The organism is Aquabacterium olei (assembly GCF_003100395.1).
Classification (GTDB): domain Bacteria; phylum Pseudomonadota; class Gammaproteobacteria; order Burkholderiales; family Burkholderiaceae_C; genus Aquabacterium; species Aquabacterium olei.
In genome coordinates this window covers 1,115,261-1,131,318 of record NZ_CP029210.1, presented here as the reverse complement: position 1 = coordinate 1,131,318, position 16,058 = coordinate 1,115,261, and the positions used below count along the sequence as shown (strand labels likewise).

The window sequence follows — 16,058 nt, the reverse complement described above, 5'->3', positions numbered from 1 at the left end:
GCGCGATGCTAACCGCGGGCGCGCCGCGGTGCACGGCGGGCCTGTCAGGGGTGGGCGCGGTCGCAGACGGCGGGGTCGAGGATGACGGACTGCAGCCAGAGCCGACGCTGGGGCGCGAGGCGCAAGGGCCAGGTCTGATGCTGAACCGGGCCGAGCCATGCGCCCCGCGTGCGCGCCATCAGCTCCGCCGGCGGATCCTGCGGTGCGTCCATGTCCACCCACGCGGCCACGCACGTCCAGGGGGTGGTGGCAAAGCCCTGAGGCGGAGGCAGGTCGGGCGACACGGCGGTCCAGGTGAGATCCCGACCATCGGCAGCAGACAGGATGCCGGCTAGGTGGTCATCGCCCGTGATGACGCGCAGCGGCTCGCCATGCCACTGGTGCAAGGCATGCGAGAAGGCGACGGCCGGACGATCGGTCCAGCAGTTGCGGCAGCGCTGTGCGGTGCGCTCGGGCTCCCACCAGCGCAGCGCAGACACCGCGATCGACAACAGCGCCACCCCGACCGCCACGCCCACCAGCCGGCGCGGCCAGCGGCGATCGGTGGTCTGGCGGGCGTGCTGTTCGGCCACCTCGCAAGCCCACAACACCAGCCACACCGTGGCGCCGGGCAGCACGGGCCACAGCCAGCGGGGCGTGAAATGCGCCCCCTTCAGGGCGGTGACCACACCCGCCAGTACCAGCAGGCCGACCAGCGTCTGCGCGGCCAGCCATCGCAGACCGCCGGGCAGCACCTGGCGTGGCAAGCGGTGGCGCCAGCGCAAGCACCAGGCCACCCCCGCCAGCAAGGCCGGCGTCAGCATCAGGTATTCCAGCGTGCCCAGGGCGAGTTGCAGCGGTGGCTGCCAGGGCGGCACCGCATCGCTGGGCAGCAGCACGCGCCGCGGCAAGTCGCTCACCTCGCGTTGCACCCACCACCATTGCGCATAGGGACCGAGCAAGGCCGCAAACAGCAGCAAGGCCAGGCCCAGCCAGGCGAGATGGGCGAGCCATCCGGGCCGGGGCGCTTTCAGCCCCGTCTGCACGAGCGATGCGGCCGGCGCTTCGTCCCGCGTGCGCCACTGCAGCCAGGCCCAGGCCAGCACCGCCGAGGCGCACCACAGCGCGGCGTTCAGTTTGGCCAGGCACGCCAGTGCCGCAAGCAGCCCGACCACGGGCCACCAGGCCGGACGCCGAAGCGCCTTGATGGCGGCCGCCGAGCCCCAGGTGGTCAGCGCGGCGGCCAGCACGGTGTGCGTGAGGCTGTCATGCACGCGCCACATGGCCAGCAGAAAGCCCAGATGGGCCACCACCACCAGCGCCTGGCGTCCCGGCGACGCCCCGCATGCACGAGCCAGGGCCTGGGTGCCGCCCAGCCACGCCAGCAGCACGGCATACCGGGCCACCTCGAGCGCCACCGGCCAGCTGCCTCCATCGGGCCGCAGTGCCAGCAGCATCCAGGTGTAGAGCGGGGGCTGGCGCGTGCCATAGCCCAGTTGCCAAGACTGGGCAAAATAGACCTGCTCGGCTCCGTCGATGTCGAGCCCTGCCACACTGCCCAGCTTGACCGCAACATAGCTCAGCAGCCAGACCAGCACGGTCAGCCACGCGGCCCACAGCGGCCGCCGCCGGACGAACTCAAGCACGGTGGTAGGGATGGTTGTTTCTCAGGGACCAGGCCCGATAGAGCTGTTCGAGCAACAGCACGCGCGCGAGCGCATGGGGCAAGGTCATGTCCGACAGGCGGATGGCCTCGTCGGCCGACTGCTTGAGCGACGGATCGATGCCGTCTGCGCCGCCGATGATGAGGGCCACGTCGCGACCGTCGTGCAGCCAGGCCTCGGTGCGCTCGGCCAACTGCACGCTGGTCAGACGGCTGCCCCGTTCATCGAGGATGACGCGGCGCACACCCCGCTCGAGCACCGCCTCCATGCGGGCCGCCTCGGCCTGCATGATGGCGGCGACCGGCCGCCCCTCACGGGGTTCGGCCTTCAGCGCGCGGACTTCCACCTTCCAGTCGGACGGGAAACGCTTGAGGTAGTCCTCGCACGCCTCGTTCGCCCAGTCCGGCAGGCGGTGCCCGATGGTCACCACCGTGAACTTCATGACAGCGTCTTACCGGTCAGCAGCCACCCGCGTTCAGCGGGCCGTCTTGCGGGCGGGGGCCTTCTTGGCCGCCACCTTCTTGGCCGCAACCTTCTTCACGGCCACGGTCTTGCGCGCAGGCGCCTTCTTGGCGGCCACCTTCTTGGCGGCCGGCTTGCGGGCCGGGGCGTTCACCACGACCTTCTGCACGGCAGCCTTCTTGGCAGGGGCCTTCTTCGCCGCCGTCTTGGTGACCGGCTTCGTGGCCGTTCGGGTCGGTGCCTTCTTCGCCGCCACCTTGCCAGCCGCCTTGCGCGCCGGGGCCTTCGGTGCCGCCTCGGCCACGGCCTTCACGGTCTTGCGGGCGGCCGGCTTCTCCGCTTCGGGCTCGGCCTTCTTCACGGTCTTGCCAGCGGCGGCCTTGCGGGCCGGGCTGGTGGCCGCCTTCTGGGCCGCCGTGGTCTTGCCGGACACCTTGCGGGCCTTCACCGGTGGGGCATCCTCGTCGAGGTCCATCGGCTCGGAGGCCTTGGCCAGGCCGGCCTTGGCCGTCTTGAGCTTGATCGCCACAGGCTTCTCGCCCCAGATCTCTTCCAGCTGGTAGTACTGGCGGATGGCGGGTTGCATCACATGGACGACGGCCGCGCCGCAGTCCACGATGATCCATTCGCTGTTGTCCTCGCCCTCGGTGCGCATGACCTGGAAGCCTGCGGCTTTCACGGCCTCGCGCACGCTGGATGCCAGCGCCTTGGTCTGGCGGTTGGACGAACCGGTGGCGATGACGACGCGCTCGAACAGCGGCGAGAGGTGTTCGGTGTTGAACACGACGATGTCCTGAGCCTTGACGTCTTCGAGGCCATCGACGATGGCGCGTTGCAGTTTGCGGATGTCCATTCAGCGGGGGGTGCCAGGGGCGTAAAGTTGATGATCTGCAATATAGCGTGCCACACCGCTTGGCAGCAGGGTAGGCACCAGGGAATCGGGGGGCGCGCCGTCGGCCAGACGGGCGCGAATGTCGGTGGACGACACCGGCATGGGCTGCAGCGGCAGCCTCACCACGCGATGCGCATGATGCGCCAGGGCCTCGGGCGTGACGAGCGCCTCGCTGCCGCGGCAGGCCACCGCCAGGGTCACGCGCTCGATCAGCTCGGCCCAGCCCTGCCACGTCGGCAAGTTGGTGTACTGGTCCTGTCCGATCAGCAGCACCCATTCGACCGGCTGCCCGGACGCATCGGCCCGGGCCTGCAGCGCCCGCACGGTGTCGAGCGTGTACGAAGGGCCGGCGCGGTCGACCTCGATGCGGTCGACGACAAAGCGCGGCTCGTGCGCCGTGGCGGCGGCCACCATGGCGAGCCGGTCTTCGGCCGGCGCCAGCTGACGGGCCTTCTGCCACGCCTGGCCCACCGGGATCCAGCGGACCTCGTCGAGCGACAGATGCACCAGCGCCAGTTCGGCCAGCGCCACGTGCGCCGCGTGGACCGGGTCGAAACTGCCGCCCATCAGACCGATGCGGCGAGGCGGATGGACAGCAGGTTTCAAGCGATCAGACCCAGTCGCGCGCGGGCAGGAAGTCGGTGTACAGGCGCGCCTCGGCCGAGCCGGGTTCAGGGTGCCAGTCGTAGCGCCACTTCACCACGGGCGGCATCGACATCAGGATGCTTTCCGTGCGGCCGCCGGACTGCAGCCCGAACAGCGTGCCCCGATCCCACACGAGGTTGAACTCGACATAGCGGCCGCGGCGGTAGGCCTGGAAGTCGCGCTCGCGCTCGCCGTAAGGCTGCTCGCGGCGACGCTGCAGAATGGGCAGATAGGCGGCCGTGAAGGCATCGCCCACCGAGCGGATCATGGCGAAGCCGCCGTCCATGCCGAGCTCGGAGAAGTCGTCGAAGAAGATGCCGCCGACGCCCCGGGCCTCGTTGCGGTGCTTCAGGAAGAAGTACTCGTCGCACCAGGTCTTGAAGCGGGGGTACTTGTCATCGCCGAAAGGCGCCAGCGCGTCCTTGCACACCTGGTGGAAGTGGCGGGCGTCCTCTTCCTGGCCGTAGTAGGGCGTCAGGTCCATGCCGCCGCCGAACCAGGCCACGGTGCTGCCATCGGCCTTGTGGGCAGCCAGCATGCGCACGTTCATGTGCACCGTGGGGGCGTAGGGGTTGCGCGGGTGAAAGACCAGCGACACGCCCATGGCCTCGAACGGGCAGCCGGCCAGTTCGGGCCGGTGCTGCGTGGCCGACGGCGGCAGGCTCGGGCCCTTGACGTGCGAGAAGTTGCAGCCCCCGCGCTCCAGCACGTTGCCCTCTTCCACCAGGCGCGAGCAGCCATCGCCCTGCAGGCGCTCTTCCGGGCCGCGCACCCACGCGTCGCGCACGAAGGGTTTGCCGTCTTCGGCCTCGAAGGCCGAAATAATGCGGTCCTGCAGGTCCAGCAGGTACTGGCGGACGGCGGCGGTGTCGAAGTCGCTCATGGTGCGGGCTCGGTGCGTGGGAACTCAGCGGGCCTTGATGGCGCGCCAGCCGATGTCGGAGCGGAACTGCATGCCGTCGAAGGCCAGCCCGCGCATGTAGTCGTAGGCACGCTGCTGGGCCAGCTTGGCCGAGTCGCCCAGCGCCGTCACGCACAGCACACGGCCGCCACTGGTGCGAACCTGACCGTCTTCGCCCATGGTGGTGCCAGCATGGAAGACCATCGCGTCGTCGGCATCGGCCGGCAGCCCGGTGATCACGTCGCCCTTCTTCGGGTCGAGCGGGTAGCCGCCTGCGGCCACGACCACGCCCAGTGCAAAGCGGCGGTCCCACTGCAGTTCGACCTGGTCGAGCGTGCCGTCGGTCGCGTGCAGCATGACGTCGACCAGATCACTCTTCAGCCGCATCATGATGGGCTGGGTTTCCGGGTCGCCCATGCGGCAGTTGAACTCGAGCGTCTTGGGGTTGCCCTGCGCGTCGATCATCAGGCCGGCGTACAGGAAGCCCGTGAAGGGAATGCCGTCCTTGGCCATGCCGGCCAGGGTCGGGTTGATGATCTCCTGCATGGCCTTGGCATACACGTTGGGCGTGACCACCGGCGCGGGCGAGTAGGCGCCCATGCCACCGGTGTTGGGGCCGGCGTCGCCGTCCAGCAAACGCTTGTGGTCCTGGCTGGTGGCCATCACGGCCACGTTCTTGCCGTCCGCCATGATGATGAAGCTGGCTTCTTCACCGGCCAGGAATTCTTCGATCACCACACGGGCGCCACCGGCGTTGTGCTGCACGCCGAGCTTGTTGTCCAGCAGCATGAAGTCGATGGCTTCGTGCGCTTCCTGCAGCGTCGTGGCCACGACCACACCCTTGCCTGCCGCCAGGCCGTCGGCCTTGATGACGATGGGGGCGCCCTTGGCGTCGACGTAGGCATGGGCCGCGGCGGCGTCGGTGAAGGTCTCGTAGAAGGCCGTGGGAATGCCATGGCGCTTCATGAAGTCCTTGGCGAAGGCCTTGGAGCTTTCCAGCTGCGCCGCCTTCTGCGTGGGGCCGAAGATGCGCAGGCCGCGCGCACGGAATTCGTCGACCACACCGGCAGCCAGCGGCGCCTCGGGGCCGACCACCGTCACGGCGATCTTGTTGGTCTGCGCGAAATCGGCCAGCGCCTTGACGTCGGTGATGGGCACGTTCACCAGACGCGGGTCGCGCGCCGTGCCACCGTTGCCCGGTGCCACATAGACCTTCTGGGCCTTGGGCGACTGGGCGAGTTTCCAGGCCAGGGCGTGCTCGCGGCCGCCCGAACCGATGACAAGGATGTTCATAGAAAGGATCTCAGTTCAGTTCGGCGTTGTGGAACACATCCTGAACGTCGTCCAGGTCTTCCAGCACATCCAGCAGCTTCTGCATGCGGGCGGCATCGTCGCCCGTCAGCTCGATGTTGTTCTCGGCGCGCATCGTGACTTCCGCCATCTCGGCCTTCAGACCCGCGCCTTCCAGAGCGTTCTTCACGGTCTCGAAATCGGCCGGGGCGCTGAGCACCTCGATCGAGCCGTCTTCATGGGTGAGCACGTCCTCTGCGCCGGCTTCCAGGGCCACTTCCATGATCTTGTCCTCGCTGGCGCCCGGCGCAAACAGGAACTGCCCGACGTGCTTGAACTGGAAGGCCACCGAGCCTTCGGTGCCGAGGTTGCCGCCGTGCTTGCTGAAGGCGTGGCGCACATCGGCCACCGTGCGCACGCGGTTGTCGGTCATGCAGTCGACGATCACGGCGACCCCGCCGATGCCGTAGCCCTCGTAGCGGATTTCTTCGTACGTGACCCCGTCGAGGTTGCCCGTGGCCTTGTCGACGTTGCGCTTGATGTTGTCGGCCGGCATGTTGGCCGCCTTCGCCTTGTCGATGGCCAGCCGCAGACGCGGGTTCATGGCGAGGTCGCCCCCACCCTGACGCGCGGCCACGATGATTTCACGGGTGATGCGGGTCCAGACCTTGCCGCGCTTTTCGTCCTGACGGCCCTTGCGGTGTTGGATGTTGGCCCACTTGGAATGACCGGCCATGGCGTTGTGCTCCGGGTGTTTTGTGTGCTGAGAACGACAGCGCGCGCCCTGCCTGCCGACAGCGCGCGCACGGGTGTGGCTCTGATTCAGAGCTGAGTGATACTGTGATTTTACCGTTTGGCCGGCCCGCTCCCGCCGGGCCCGGCCTTGCCGGTCCGTTTTTTTCAGTTTCCCGGGAGCCTTCCGTCATGGCCGATCCGATCCTGCTCGCCCGCCACGGCGACACCGCCTGCCACCTGCTGCCCGCCCTGGCCAACCGCCACGGCCTCGTGACCGGCGCGACCGGCACCGGCAAGACGATCACGCTGCAGGCGCTGGCCGAGCGCTTCTCGGCCATCGGCGTGCCGGTGTTCCTCGCCGACATCAAGGGCGACCTGACCGGCATCTCGCAGGCCGGCACCGTGAGCCCCAAACTGGCCGCCATCCTCGCCGAGCGGGGACTGGACACCCCCGAATCGCAGGCCTGCCCCACGACGCTGTGGGACGTGTTCGGCGAGCAGGGCCACCCCGTGCGCGCCACGGTGTCGGACATGGGGCCGCTGCTGCTGGGCCGCATGCTGAACCTGAACGACACACAGGAAGGGGTGCTGCAACTGGTCTTCAAGATCGCCGACGACAACGGCCTGCTGCTGCTCGACCTGAAGGACCTGCGCGCCATGCTGCAGCACGTGGGCGACAACGCGAGCCAGTTCACCACCGAGTACGGCAACATCAGCGCCGCCAGCGTGGGCGCCATCCAGCGCGGCCTGCTGCAGATCGAGCAGCAAGGTGGCGACCAGTTCTTCGGCGAGCCCATGCTCGACATCCGCGACTTCATGCAGACGGTGGATGGCCGGGGCGTGGTCAACATCCTGGCCGCCGACAAGCTGATGAACGCCCCGCGGCTGTACGCCACCTTCCTGCTGTGGATGCTGTCCGAGCTGTTCGAGACGTTGCCCGAGGTGGGCGATCTGGACAAGCCCAAGCTGGTGTTCTTCTTCGACGAGGCGCACCTGCTGTTCAAGGACGCCCCCAGCGCGCTGATCGAGCGCATCGAACTGGTGGTGCGCCTGGTGCGCTCGAAAGGCGTCGGCGTGTACTTCGTGACGCAGAACCCGCTGGATGTGCCCGACACGGTGCTGGGCCAGCTGGGCAACCGGGTGCAGCACGCGCTGCGCGCCTTCACCCCGCGCGATCAGAAAGCCGTGAAGTCGGCCGCGGAGACCATGCGCGCCAATCCGGGGCTGGACATCGCCACGGCCATCACCGAACTGGCGGTGGGCGAGGCACTGATCAGCCTGCTGGACGAGAAAGGCCGCCCCAGCGTGACGCAGCGCGTGTTCGTGCAGCCGCCGGGCAGCCAGATCGGGCCGATCACGGCCGCGCAACGCCAGGCGCTGCTCGCGGGCTCGCTGGTGGCGGGCGTGTACGAGAAGACCGTGGACCGGGAATCGGCTTACGAGAAGCTCAAGGGCCGTGCGGCGCAGGCACCCGATTCAGCCTCCGCACGGGGCGCCCCTCGCTCGATGCAGGAGGAAGCCGCCGAGGCCCTGCGTGGCGGGGCAGGCGACGCGGCACGGGGCGCAGCGACGGACGCGGCAGGCAGTGCCGGCGGCTGGCTGGGCGACGTGGCTGGCGGCCTGCTGAAGGGCAGTGGGCGCAAGGATTCGATCCTCGAAACGGTGGCCAAGTCCGCGGCGCGCACCATTGGATCGACCGTGGGCCGCGAGATCATCCGCGGCGTGCTGGGGTCGCTGCTCGGCGGCGGCAGCCGACGCCGCTGAGCCCGTCAGCCCGGGGCGCGGCGCGGGCCCGGCAACTCAGTGCCCGTGGTGGCCGCGGCGCTCATCATGCCCCCGCCAGCCCCCGTGGCCACCATGGTGGTGATGGTTGTGGTGGCGGTGGTGATGGCCCCACCAGCGGGCGCCATGACCGTGACCGGGATGCCCGTAGTACGCGGGCGGGGCGTACACCACGGCCGGCGGCGGCGCGTACACCACACGCGGCTGGTGCACGACGACCGGCGCCGGCATGACGACGTGCGGCATGCCGCCCACCACCCCGTATGGGCTGTTCGAGAACGTGGTGCCGACCCGGCCGGCGCCGTGCATCGGCGTGTCCACATTGACCGACCAGTAGACGCCACCTCCCGCATGGGCGGCGGTCGCGGCACCGAGCGCGAGCACGGCGGCACCCAGGGCGCGGGCCAGATGGGCAAAGGGGCGAGTGTTCAGCATGTTCATCTCCTCGGCGTCCGCCAGCCGCCCGAAGATCGGGTGGCCGCTGCAGGCGCATGTGTCTACAACGACACGCAGCCGCCGCGGGATGACAGGGAGATGTAAAGACTTGTGGCGCGCGGCCACGCCGCTTCAGTGATGGTGAGCGTCGCTGCGCGCGATGGCGAGCAGGTGGTCGACCTCGGCCCGGTGGTGCACCGTGTTGCGCCGGTGCCAGCGGCCGATCAGGAACATGGCGCTGGCCACCACCAGCCCGAAGGCGGTGATGGCACCGTAGGCCGACAGCCCGGAGTTGGTCAGGGCGCTGTAGCCCAGGCCCAGCAGCAGAATGCAAGCCTGCTCGTTGAAGTTCTGCACGGCAATCGAGCGCCCTGCCCCCATCAGGTTGTGACCACGGTGTTGAAGCAGCGCGTTCATCGGCACCACCAGGAAGCCACCCAGGCCACCCAGGATGATCAGGAAGGGGACGGCGATGCCGACGTCGCGCAGGAAGTTCATGCCGAGCACGAGCACGCCCATGGCCACCCCCAGCGGGATGACGGCCGTGGCGCGGTCGAGCTTCATCTTCACGGAAGCGACAACGGCCCCCACCGCCGTGCCGATGGCCACCACACCAACCAGTGAGGAGGCCTTGGTGGTGTCGTAGCCCAGCGCGACAGCCGCCCAGGCCAGCACGATATAGCGCAGGTTGCCCGACACGCCCCAGAACAACGTGGTGGTGGCCAGCGAAATCTGCCCCAGCTTGTCGCGCCACAGCCGGCGATTGCAGTCGGCAAAATCACGCACCAGCTCGATCGGGTTGCCCTCGAAGGGCTGCAGCGCCGTGCTGGTGCGCGGGATCCGGAGGTTGAACCCGGCGGCCACCACGTACAGCAGCACCAGGGTGGCGATGGCTGCCTCGGGCGGCGTGCCGACGCCGGTGTCGAGCATCGGGAAATCCAGCCCCAGCAGGTGCGGCGCGATCAGCGGCCCCATCAGCTGCCCGCCCAGCACGACGCCCAGAATGATGGAGGCAATCGTCAGGCCTTCGATCCAGCCGTTGGCCTTCACCAGCTGCGACGGCGGCAGCAACTCGGTCAGGATGCCGTACTTGGCCGGCGAGTAGGCGGCCGCACCCAGGCCGACGACGGCATAGGCGATCAGCGGGTGACTGCCGAACAGCATCATCAGGCAGCCGACCACCTTGATGCTGTTGGAGAGGAACATGACCTTGCCCTTGGGCCAGGCGTCGGCAAACGCACCCACGAACGGCGCGAGCACGACGTAGAACAGCGCGAACATGGGCACCAGGGCGGCACGCTGCCATTCGGGCGCCCCACCGGACTTCAGCAGCTCGACCGCGGCCACGAACAGTGCGTTGTCGGCCAGCGAGCTGAAAAACTGCGCCGCCATGATCGTGAAAAAGCCTTTTTTCATGCGCGAGCGTCAGGTGCAACGGTTCAGGTCAGACGGGAATTCAGCCACGCGAGTCCGCCCCTCGGGCGGCACTGCCAGCAAACCGCCGGTTATAGCATGCGACCACCGGGCCCGGGATGACGGTGGTGTGCGGTTGAACCGCCTACCCATGCGGGTTGACCCGAGGTTGCCGCCGGGCACTGGCAGAATGGCCCCATGCCGCGCCCGATTGAAGCCCTGATCCATCTTGACGCCCTGCAGCACAACCTTGGCCGCGCCCGAGCGTGTGCCCCCGACGCGCAGGTGTGGTCGGTGGTCAAGGCCAACGGATACGGCCACGGCCTGACGCGCGTCTTCGAAGGCCTCCGCGCCACCGACGGCTTCGCCCTGCTGGACATCGACGAAGCGCGGCGCCTGCGCGACCTGGACTGGCGGGGCCCCATCCTGCTGCTGGAAGGCGTGTTCGAGGCCCGCGATCTGGAGATGTGCTCCCGGCTGGGCCTGTGGCACGTGGTGCACTGCGAGCAACAGATCGACTGGCTGGCGCAGCACAAGACGGAGTGGCCGCACCGCGTTTTCCTCAAGATGAACACGGGCATGAACCGGCTTGGCTTTCGGCCGCACGCGTTCCGCAACGCCTGGGCCCGGCTCAGCGCGCTGCCGCAGGTCGACGAGGTGTCGCTGATCACGCACTTTTCCGACGCGGATGCGCCGCGGGGCATTGCGCACCAGCTCGAGGTCTTTCAGGCGCACACCGCCGACCTCAGTGGCGAGCGCAGCCTGTGCAACAGCGCCGCGGTGCTGCGCCATGCCACCGAACCCACGGTGCGTGGTGACTGGGTGCGCCCTGGCGTGATGCTGTACGGCGGCGTGCCCGACTACCCCGAACACGATGCGGCCCACTGGGATCTGCGCCCCGCGATGACGCTGCGCTCGCAGCTGATCGGCGTACAGCATCTGGAGGCGGGCGAAACCGTGGGCTACGGCAGCCGCTTCACCGCCAACGAGGCCATGCGCATCGGCGTGGTGGCCTGCGGCTACGCCGATGGCTACCCGCGCCACGCCCCCGATGGCACGCCGGTGCTCGTCGGCGGGCGCCGCACCCGCCTGGTCGGGCGCGTGTCGATGGACATGCTGATCGTGGACCTGGGCCCCGTGCCCGAGGCGCAGATCGGCAGCGAGGTGACGCTGTGGGGCCAGGGCCCGCACTGCGAGGGGCACGCCACGCGGCTGGACATCGACGAAGTGGCCCATGCCTGCGGCACGATCTCGTATGAACTGATGTGCGCGCTGGCAGCCCGCGTTCCCGTGAACGTGATCGAGCCGCATCAGCCCTGACCTCCTCAGCCGACGCCCTCCGGGGCACGGCGCCCCACCCCTCCCCTCCCCACCATGCAGACAGACGACCAGAAACACCAGCTCCGCATGACCGTGCTGATGACGCCGGACATGGCCAACTTCTCCGGCAATGTCCACGGCGGCGCCATCCTCAAGCTGCTCGATCAGGTGGCCTATGCCTGCGCGAGCCGCTATGCCGGCTGCTATGTCGTCACGCTGTCGGTGGACCAGGTCACCTTCCGGCAACCGATCCATGTGGGCGAGCTGGTCACCTTCCTGGCCTCGGTCAACTTCACGGGCACGTCGTCAATGGAGATCGGCGTCAAGGTGATCGCCGAGAACATCCGCACCCAGGTCGTGCGCCACGCCAACAGCTGCTTCTTCACGATGGTGGCCGTGGACGACCAGGCCCGCCCGACCGCCGTGCCCCCGCTGACACCGACCACAGCCGACGAACGCCGCCGCTACGAGGCCGCCAAGCTGCGCCGCCAGTTGCGCCAGGAGCTGGAGCGCCGCTTCAAGGCCATCCAGAAGGGGGGCGCAGACGCCCCGGCACCCGACGCCCCGCCCGCACACGACTGACGCCGGGCCAGCGCAAGGCGCCCATCGCCGACAATCCGGGGCATGGCCAAAGACAAGACGATCTACACCTGCTCCGAATGCGGCGGCACGAGCCCGAAGTGGCTGGGCAAATGCCCGCACTGCGGCGCCTGGAACACGCTGGAAGAGACGCGCGCCGAGCCAGCGGCGGGCAAGAACCGCATGCAGGCGCTGGCCCGCGGGCTCAATGCCGCCCAGCCCGTGACGACGCTGTCCGACATCGAAGCCGCCGACGTGGCCCGCACGCCCACCGGGCTGGAAGAGCTGGACCGGGTGCTGGGCGGTGGGATCGTGGCCGGCGGCGTGGTGCTGATCGGCGGGGACCCGGGCATCGGGAAATCGACCTTGCTGCTGCAGGCGCTGGATGCCCTGTCGCGCCAGATGCCGGTGCTGTATGTGACCGGCGAGGAAAGCGGCGCCCAGGTGGCTCTGCGCGCCCGCCGCCTCGGCCTGGATGGCTCAAAAGTGCGCGTGCAGGCCGAGATCCAGCTGGAGAACATCGTCGCCACGCTGGAGGCTGAAAAGCCCGCCTTCTGCGTCATCGACTCGATCCAGACGCTGTTTTCTGACCAGCTGACCTCCGCCCCGGGCTCGGTGGCGCAGGTGCGCGAATGTGCTGCCCACCTCACGCGCGTGGCCAAGGGCAGCGGCTGCACCGTGGTGCTGGTGGGCCACGTCACCAAGGAAGGCGCGCTGGCCGGCCCGCGGGTGCTCGAACACATCGTCGACACGGTGCTGTACTTCGAGGGCGACACGCACAGCAGCTTCCGCCTGATCCGCGCGATCAAGAACCGCTTCGGTGCCGTCAACGAGATCGGCGTGTTCGCCATGACGGACAAGGGCCTGAAGGGGGTGACCAACCCGAGCGCCATCTTCCTGTCGACCCACAGCGAGCCGGTGCCCGGCTCGTGCGTGCTGGTGACGCTGGAAGGCACGCGGCCCATGCTGGTCGAGATCCAGGCCCTGGTCGACAGCGGCGGCCCCAGCCCGCGCCGCCTGAGCGTGGGCCTGGAGCGCGACCGCCTGGCCATGCTGCTGGCGGTGCTGCACCGCCACGCGGGCATGGCCTGCTTCGATCAGGACGTGTTCGTGAACGCGGTGGGCGGCGTGCGCATCAGCGAGCCGGCGGCCGACCTGGCCGTGCTGCTGGCCATCCAGAGCAGCCTGCGCGCCCGGGCGCTGCCCAAAGGCTTCATCGCCTTTGGCGAAGTGGGCCTGGCCGGCGAAGTGCGCCCCGCCCCGCGCGGGCAGGACCGGCTGAAGGAAGCCGCCAAGCTGGGCTTCTCGATCGCGGTGGTGCCCAAGGCCAACGCGCCCAAGAAACCCATCGAGGGGCTGACCATCCACGCGGTGGAACGCGTGGAAGAGGCGATGGAGCTGGTGCGTTCGCTGATGTGATCCCCGACGGCGCGGTCGGAAAGGCTCAGCGCCGGATGGCCTGCCGCAGGTTCAGGCCCGATGCCGCCAGCGCCCCGAAATAGACCACGGCAGCGGCCACCAGGCAGCCGGCCATCGCGCCGATGCGCACCAGCGGCTGGCTGCGCAGCGCCACCCAGTCCAGATGGGTGGACGCCAGCCACAGCCCGCCCCCCAGCAAGGCCGTCGCCACCGCGACACGCACCGCGAACAGCGCCCAGCCCGGCGCCGGCTGGTAGCGCCCGGCCTTGCGCAGGCCGATCAGCAGCCAGCCTGCATTGACCAACGATCCCAGCCCGATGGACAGCGCCAGGCCCGCATGGCCCAGCCAGGGCACGAACACCGCGTTGAAGCCCTGCGTGATCACCAGCACCGTGATGCCGATGCGCACCGGCGTGCGGATGTCCTGCGTGGCGTAGAAGCCCGGCGCCAGCACCTTCACGCCGATCAGGCCCATCAGCCCGACGCCGTAGCACGACAGCGCCAGCACGGTCTGCTGGACGTCGGTCGGGCTGAAGCGGCCATAGTGGTACAGCACGGCCACCAACGGCTTGGAGAACACCAGCAGCGCCACCGCACTGGGCAGCGCCAGCAGCATCACGAGGCGCAGCCCCCAGTCGAGCAGGCCCGAGAACTTGTCGGTGTCGCCGCTCGCCTGGGCGCGCGACAGTTGCGGCAGCAGCACCACGCCGAGCGCCACGCCCAGCATGGCGGTGGGAAACTCCATCAGGCGGTCGGCGTAGGTCAGCCAGGACACGGCCCCGGCGCCCAGGTGCGAGGCGATCTGCGTGTTCACCAGCAGCGACACCTGCGCCACCGAGACACCCAGCACGGCCGGCGCCATCTGCCGCAGGATGCGGCCCACGCCGGGGTGATGCCAGGCCGCCTTGAAGCGCGACCAGGTCAGGCCGATGCGGGGCGCCATGCCGATCTTCATCAGCGCGGGCACCTGCACGCCCAGCTGCAACAGGCCGCCCACCATCACGCCCACCGCCAGCGCGTACACGGGCTCGATGCCCCGGGTGCGAAAGAACGGCGCCAGCAGGGCCGCTGCGCCGATCATGCTCAGGTTGAGCAACACCGGCGTGACGGCCGGCACGGCGAAGCGGCTCCAGGTGTTGAGGATGCCAGCGCTCAGGGCCACCAGCGACATGAAGCCGATGTAGGGAAACATCCAGCGCGTCATCACCACCGCCTGGTCGAAGCCGCCGCTGTCCTTCAGACCAGAGGCCATCAGCCACACCAGCACCGGCGCGCCCACCGAGCCCACCACGCAGACCACCAGCAACGCGCCGAACAGCACCGTGCCGACCGCGTTGACGAGGTCGCGGGTGGCGTCGTCGCCCTGGCGCGTGCGGCTCTCGGCCAGGATGGGCACGAAGGCCTGCGAGAACGCCCCTTCGGCAAACAGCCGACGCAGCAGGTTGGGAATGCGGAAGGCGACGTTGAAGGCGTCGGTGGTGGCGCTGGCCCCGAAGGCCGCGGCGATCAGCAGTTCGCGGATCAGGCCGGTGATGCGCGACGCGAGCGTCATCACCGAGACAATGGAGGCGGACTTCAGCAGGCTCATCGACCGATTATAGGAAGCGCCCTCCCCCGCCCGGCCTCGCCCCCTTGTCCGAGGGTGTCAGCTCGCGTTATACTCGTCGGCTTTCCAACCAACTCGCCTTCGTGGGGTGCGAATCGGTGCAGGCTGTGCCTGTTGATCCGAGCATCTACAGGGCCACAAGATCATGGCATCTGCATCCAAAGCCAAGAAGACCGTCCGCATCGCCTCGGGCCGCAAGCGCGTCCGTCAGGACGTCAAGCTGAACGCCGCCAACTCGGCCCTGCGTTCGAAGTTCCGCACCGCCATCAAGGGCGTGCTGAAGGCCGTTCAGGCCGGCGACAAGGCCAAGGCCTCCGACGCCTTCAAGATCGCTCAGAGCGTGATCGACTCGATCGCCGACAAGGGCATCTTCCACAAGAACAAGGCCGCTCGCCACAAGAGCCGCCTGTCGGCCAAGATCAAGGCCCTGGCTGCCTGAGTCTCACCGACCCGACGAAAAAGCCCGCTGCGTGCGGGCTTTTTTGCGTCCGTGTGTGAGGCGAGGATGAGCGCGCTTCGCCCTCTCCGGTGACCGCACCTCAGGCGCGCGGTGCATCAGGCAGCAGACAGGCCTCGACCACCTGCAGGTCGTTGTCGCGGGCGAAGTTCATGACGAAGTCCCAGGCCATGGGCTCCAGCTCGCGCAAGGCCTCGTTGACGACGACGCACTTGACCTTGCCCATCGAGGTGGGCACGCAGTAGGGGGAGTAGCCGATGTGGGCACCGGGGCCCATGTTGCGCGCGCCGGGCCGGAAGCATGACATGGCACCGGCCAGTCGCTCGGCCCAGTCGCTTGGCCGGAAGGTCCGCCCGTCGCTGGTCACGCCCTGAATGAAGATTTCACGCGGTTTCTGGGTGGCTGTGGGCTTCGAGGGCGACGACACGGTGGCGCTTCCGAGGGCTGTGCAATGGGTAGATTGACAGGCGTGGCGGCAG

General features: G+C 68.9%; 16 protein-coding genes. 5 read left to right on the top strand and 11 right to left on the bottom strand.

Annotated elements, in window-relative coordinates:
• Positions 1 to 44 precede the first annotated feature (44 nt).
• From DEH84_RS05010 to DEH84_RS04980, 7 genes are read right to left on the bottom strand one after another with little or no spacing between them, the layout of a single operon-like run.
• Complete coding sequence (locus DEH84_RS05010; protein ID WP_109035328.1) at positions 45 to 1,625, bottom strand: hypothetical protein; 1,581 nt, start codon at positions 1,623 to 1,625, stop codon at positions 45 to 47.
• Entirely contained in the window at positions 1,618 to 2,085 is a 468-nt protein-coding gene (gene rlmH, locus DEH84_RS05005) for a 23S rRNA (pseudouridine(1915)-N(3))-methyltransferase RlmH (protein ID WP_109035326.1), read from the bottom strand. Before rlmH ends, DEH84_RS05010 begins: the two co-directional genes overlap by 8 nt.
• Before the next feature lie 33 nt (positions 2,086 to 2,118).
• Positions 2,119 to 2,958, bottom strand: a complete 840-nt coding sequence (gene rsfS / locus DEH84_RS05000) for a ribosome silencing factor (protein WP_109035324.1) — start codon at positions 2,956 to 2,958, stop codon at positions 2,119 to 2,121.
• Positions 2,959 to 3,603 (bottom strand): nicotinate-nucleotide adenylyltransferase, encoded by a 645-nt coding sequence (nadD, locus tag DEH84_RS04995; RefSeq protein ID WP_342755629.1) that lies wholly within the window; start codon positions 3,601 to 3,603, stop codon positions 2,959 to 2,961.
• Positions 3,604 to 3,607: 4 nt separating this feature from the next.
• On the bottom strand, positions 3,608 to 4,525 hold the full coding sequence (gene hemF / locus DEH84_RS04990; protein ID WP_109035321.1) for an oxygen-dependent coproporphyrinogen oxidase: 918 nt from the start codon (positions 4,523 to 4,525) through the stop codon (positions 3,608 to 3,610).
• A gap of 24 nt (positions 4,526 to 4,549) precedes the next feature.
• A complete protein-coding gene (gene purD / locus DEH84_RS04985; protein ID WP_109035319.1) occupies positions 4,550 to 5,836 on the bottom strand; it encodes a phosphoribosylamine--glycine ligase in 1,287 nt (428 codons plus the stop codon).
• A 10-nt stretch (positions 5,837 to 5,846) separates the two neighbouring features.
• Positions 5,847 to 6,569, bottom strand: coding sequence for a YebC/PmpR family DNA-binding transcriptional regulator (locus DEH84_RS04980; RefSeq protein WP_109035317.1), 723 nt, complete (start codon positions 6,567 to 6,569; stop codon positions 5,847 to 5,849).
• Between the two features lie 188 nt (positions 6,570 to 6,757).
• Between DEH84_RS04980 and DEH84_RS04975 the strand changes: the two genes are divergently transcribed.
• Positions 6,758 to 8,332: a helicase HerA-like domain-containing protein gene (locus tag DEH84_RS04975; RefSeq protein WP_109035315.1), complete on the top strand. Its 1,575-nt coding sequence runs from the start codon at positions 6,758 to 6,760 to the stop codon at positions 8,330 to 8,332.
• Positions 8,333 to 8,368: 36 nt separating this feature from the next.
• On the opposite strand, the gene DEH84_RS04970 is transcribed toward DEH84_RS04975, so the two are convergent.
• Together DEH84_RS04970 and lplT are read right to left on the bottom strand one after the other, a co-directional pair.
• On the bottom strand, positions 8,369 to 8,785 hold the full coding sequence (locus DEH84_RS04970) for a hypothetical protein (RefSeq protein ID WP_159098867.1): 417 nt from the start codon (positions 8,783 to 8,785) through the stop codon (positions 8,369 to 8,371).
• A 132-nt stretch (positions 8,786 to 8,917) separates the two neighbouring features.
• Positions 8,918 to 10,201 (bottom strand): lysophospholipid transporter LplT, encoded by a 1,284-nt coding sequence (lplT, locus tag DEH84_RS04965; RefSeq protein ID WP_109035311.1) that lies wholly within the window; start codon positions 10,199 to 10,201, stop codon positions 8,918 to 8,920.
• A gap of 195 nt (positions 10,202 to 10,396) precedes the next feature.
• On the opposite strand from lplT, the gene alr reads away from it, so the two are divergent.
• Genes alr through radA form a run of 3 tightly spaced genes read left to right on the top strand, consistent with a single transcriptional unit; the run spans position 10,397 to position 13,516 of the window.
• Entirely contained in the window at positions 10,397 to 11,518 is a 1,122-nt protein-coding gene (alr, locus tag DEH84_RS04960) for an alanine racemase (RefSeq protein ID WP_109035309.1), read from the top strand.
• Between the two features lie 54 nt (positions 11,519 to 11,572).
• The gene (locus tag DEH84_RS04955) at positions 11,573 to 12,100 is read left to right on the top strand and encodes an acyl-CoA thioesterase (RefSeq protein ID WP_109035307.1); all 528 of its coding nucleotides are present in this window, start codon (positions 11,573 to 11,575) and stop codon (positions 12,098 to 12,100) included.
• A gap of 42 nt (positions 12,101 to 12,142) precedes the next feature.
• On the top strand, positions 12,143 to 13,516 hold the full coding sequence (gene radA, locus DEH84_RS04950; protein WP_109035305.1) for a DNA repair protein RadA: 1,374 nt from the start codon (positions 12,143 to 12,145) through the stop codon (positions 13,514 to 13,516).
• Positions 13,517 to 13,541: 25 nt separating this feature from the next.
• Here the strand turns inward: radA and murJ are convergent, their stop codons facing one another.
• Positions 13,542 to 15,104, bottom strand: coding sequence for a murein biosynthesis integral membrane protein MurJ (murJ, locus tag DEH84_RS04945; RefSeq protein WP_109035303.1), 1,563 nt, complete (start codon positions 15,102 to 15,104; stop codon positions 13,542 to 13,544).
• A 163-nt stretch (positions 15,105 to 15,267) separates the two neighbouring features.
• Between murJ and rpsT the strand changes: the two genes are divergently transcribed.
• Positions 15,268 to 15,561, top strand: a complete 294-nt coding sequence (gene rpsT, locus DEH84_RS04940; RefSeq protein WP_109035301.1) for a 30S ribosomal protein S20 — start codon at positions 15,268 to 15,270, stop codon at positions 15,559 to 15,561.
• A 100-nt stretch (positions 15,562 to 15,661) separates the two neighbouring features.
• On the opposite strand, the gene DEH84_RS04935 is transcribed toward rpsT, so the two are convergent.
• Complete coding sequence (locus DEH84_RS04935) at positions 15,662 to 16,006, bottom strand: DUF3579 domain-containing protein (protein ID WP_109035299.1); 345 nt, start codon at positions 16,004 to 16,006, stop codon at positions 15,662 to 15,664.
• Positions 16,007 to 16,058: the final 52 nt, after the last annotated feature.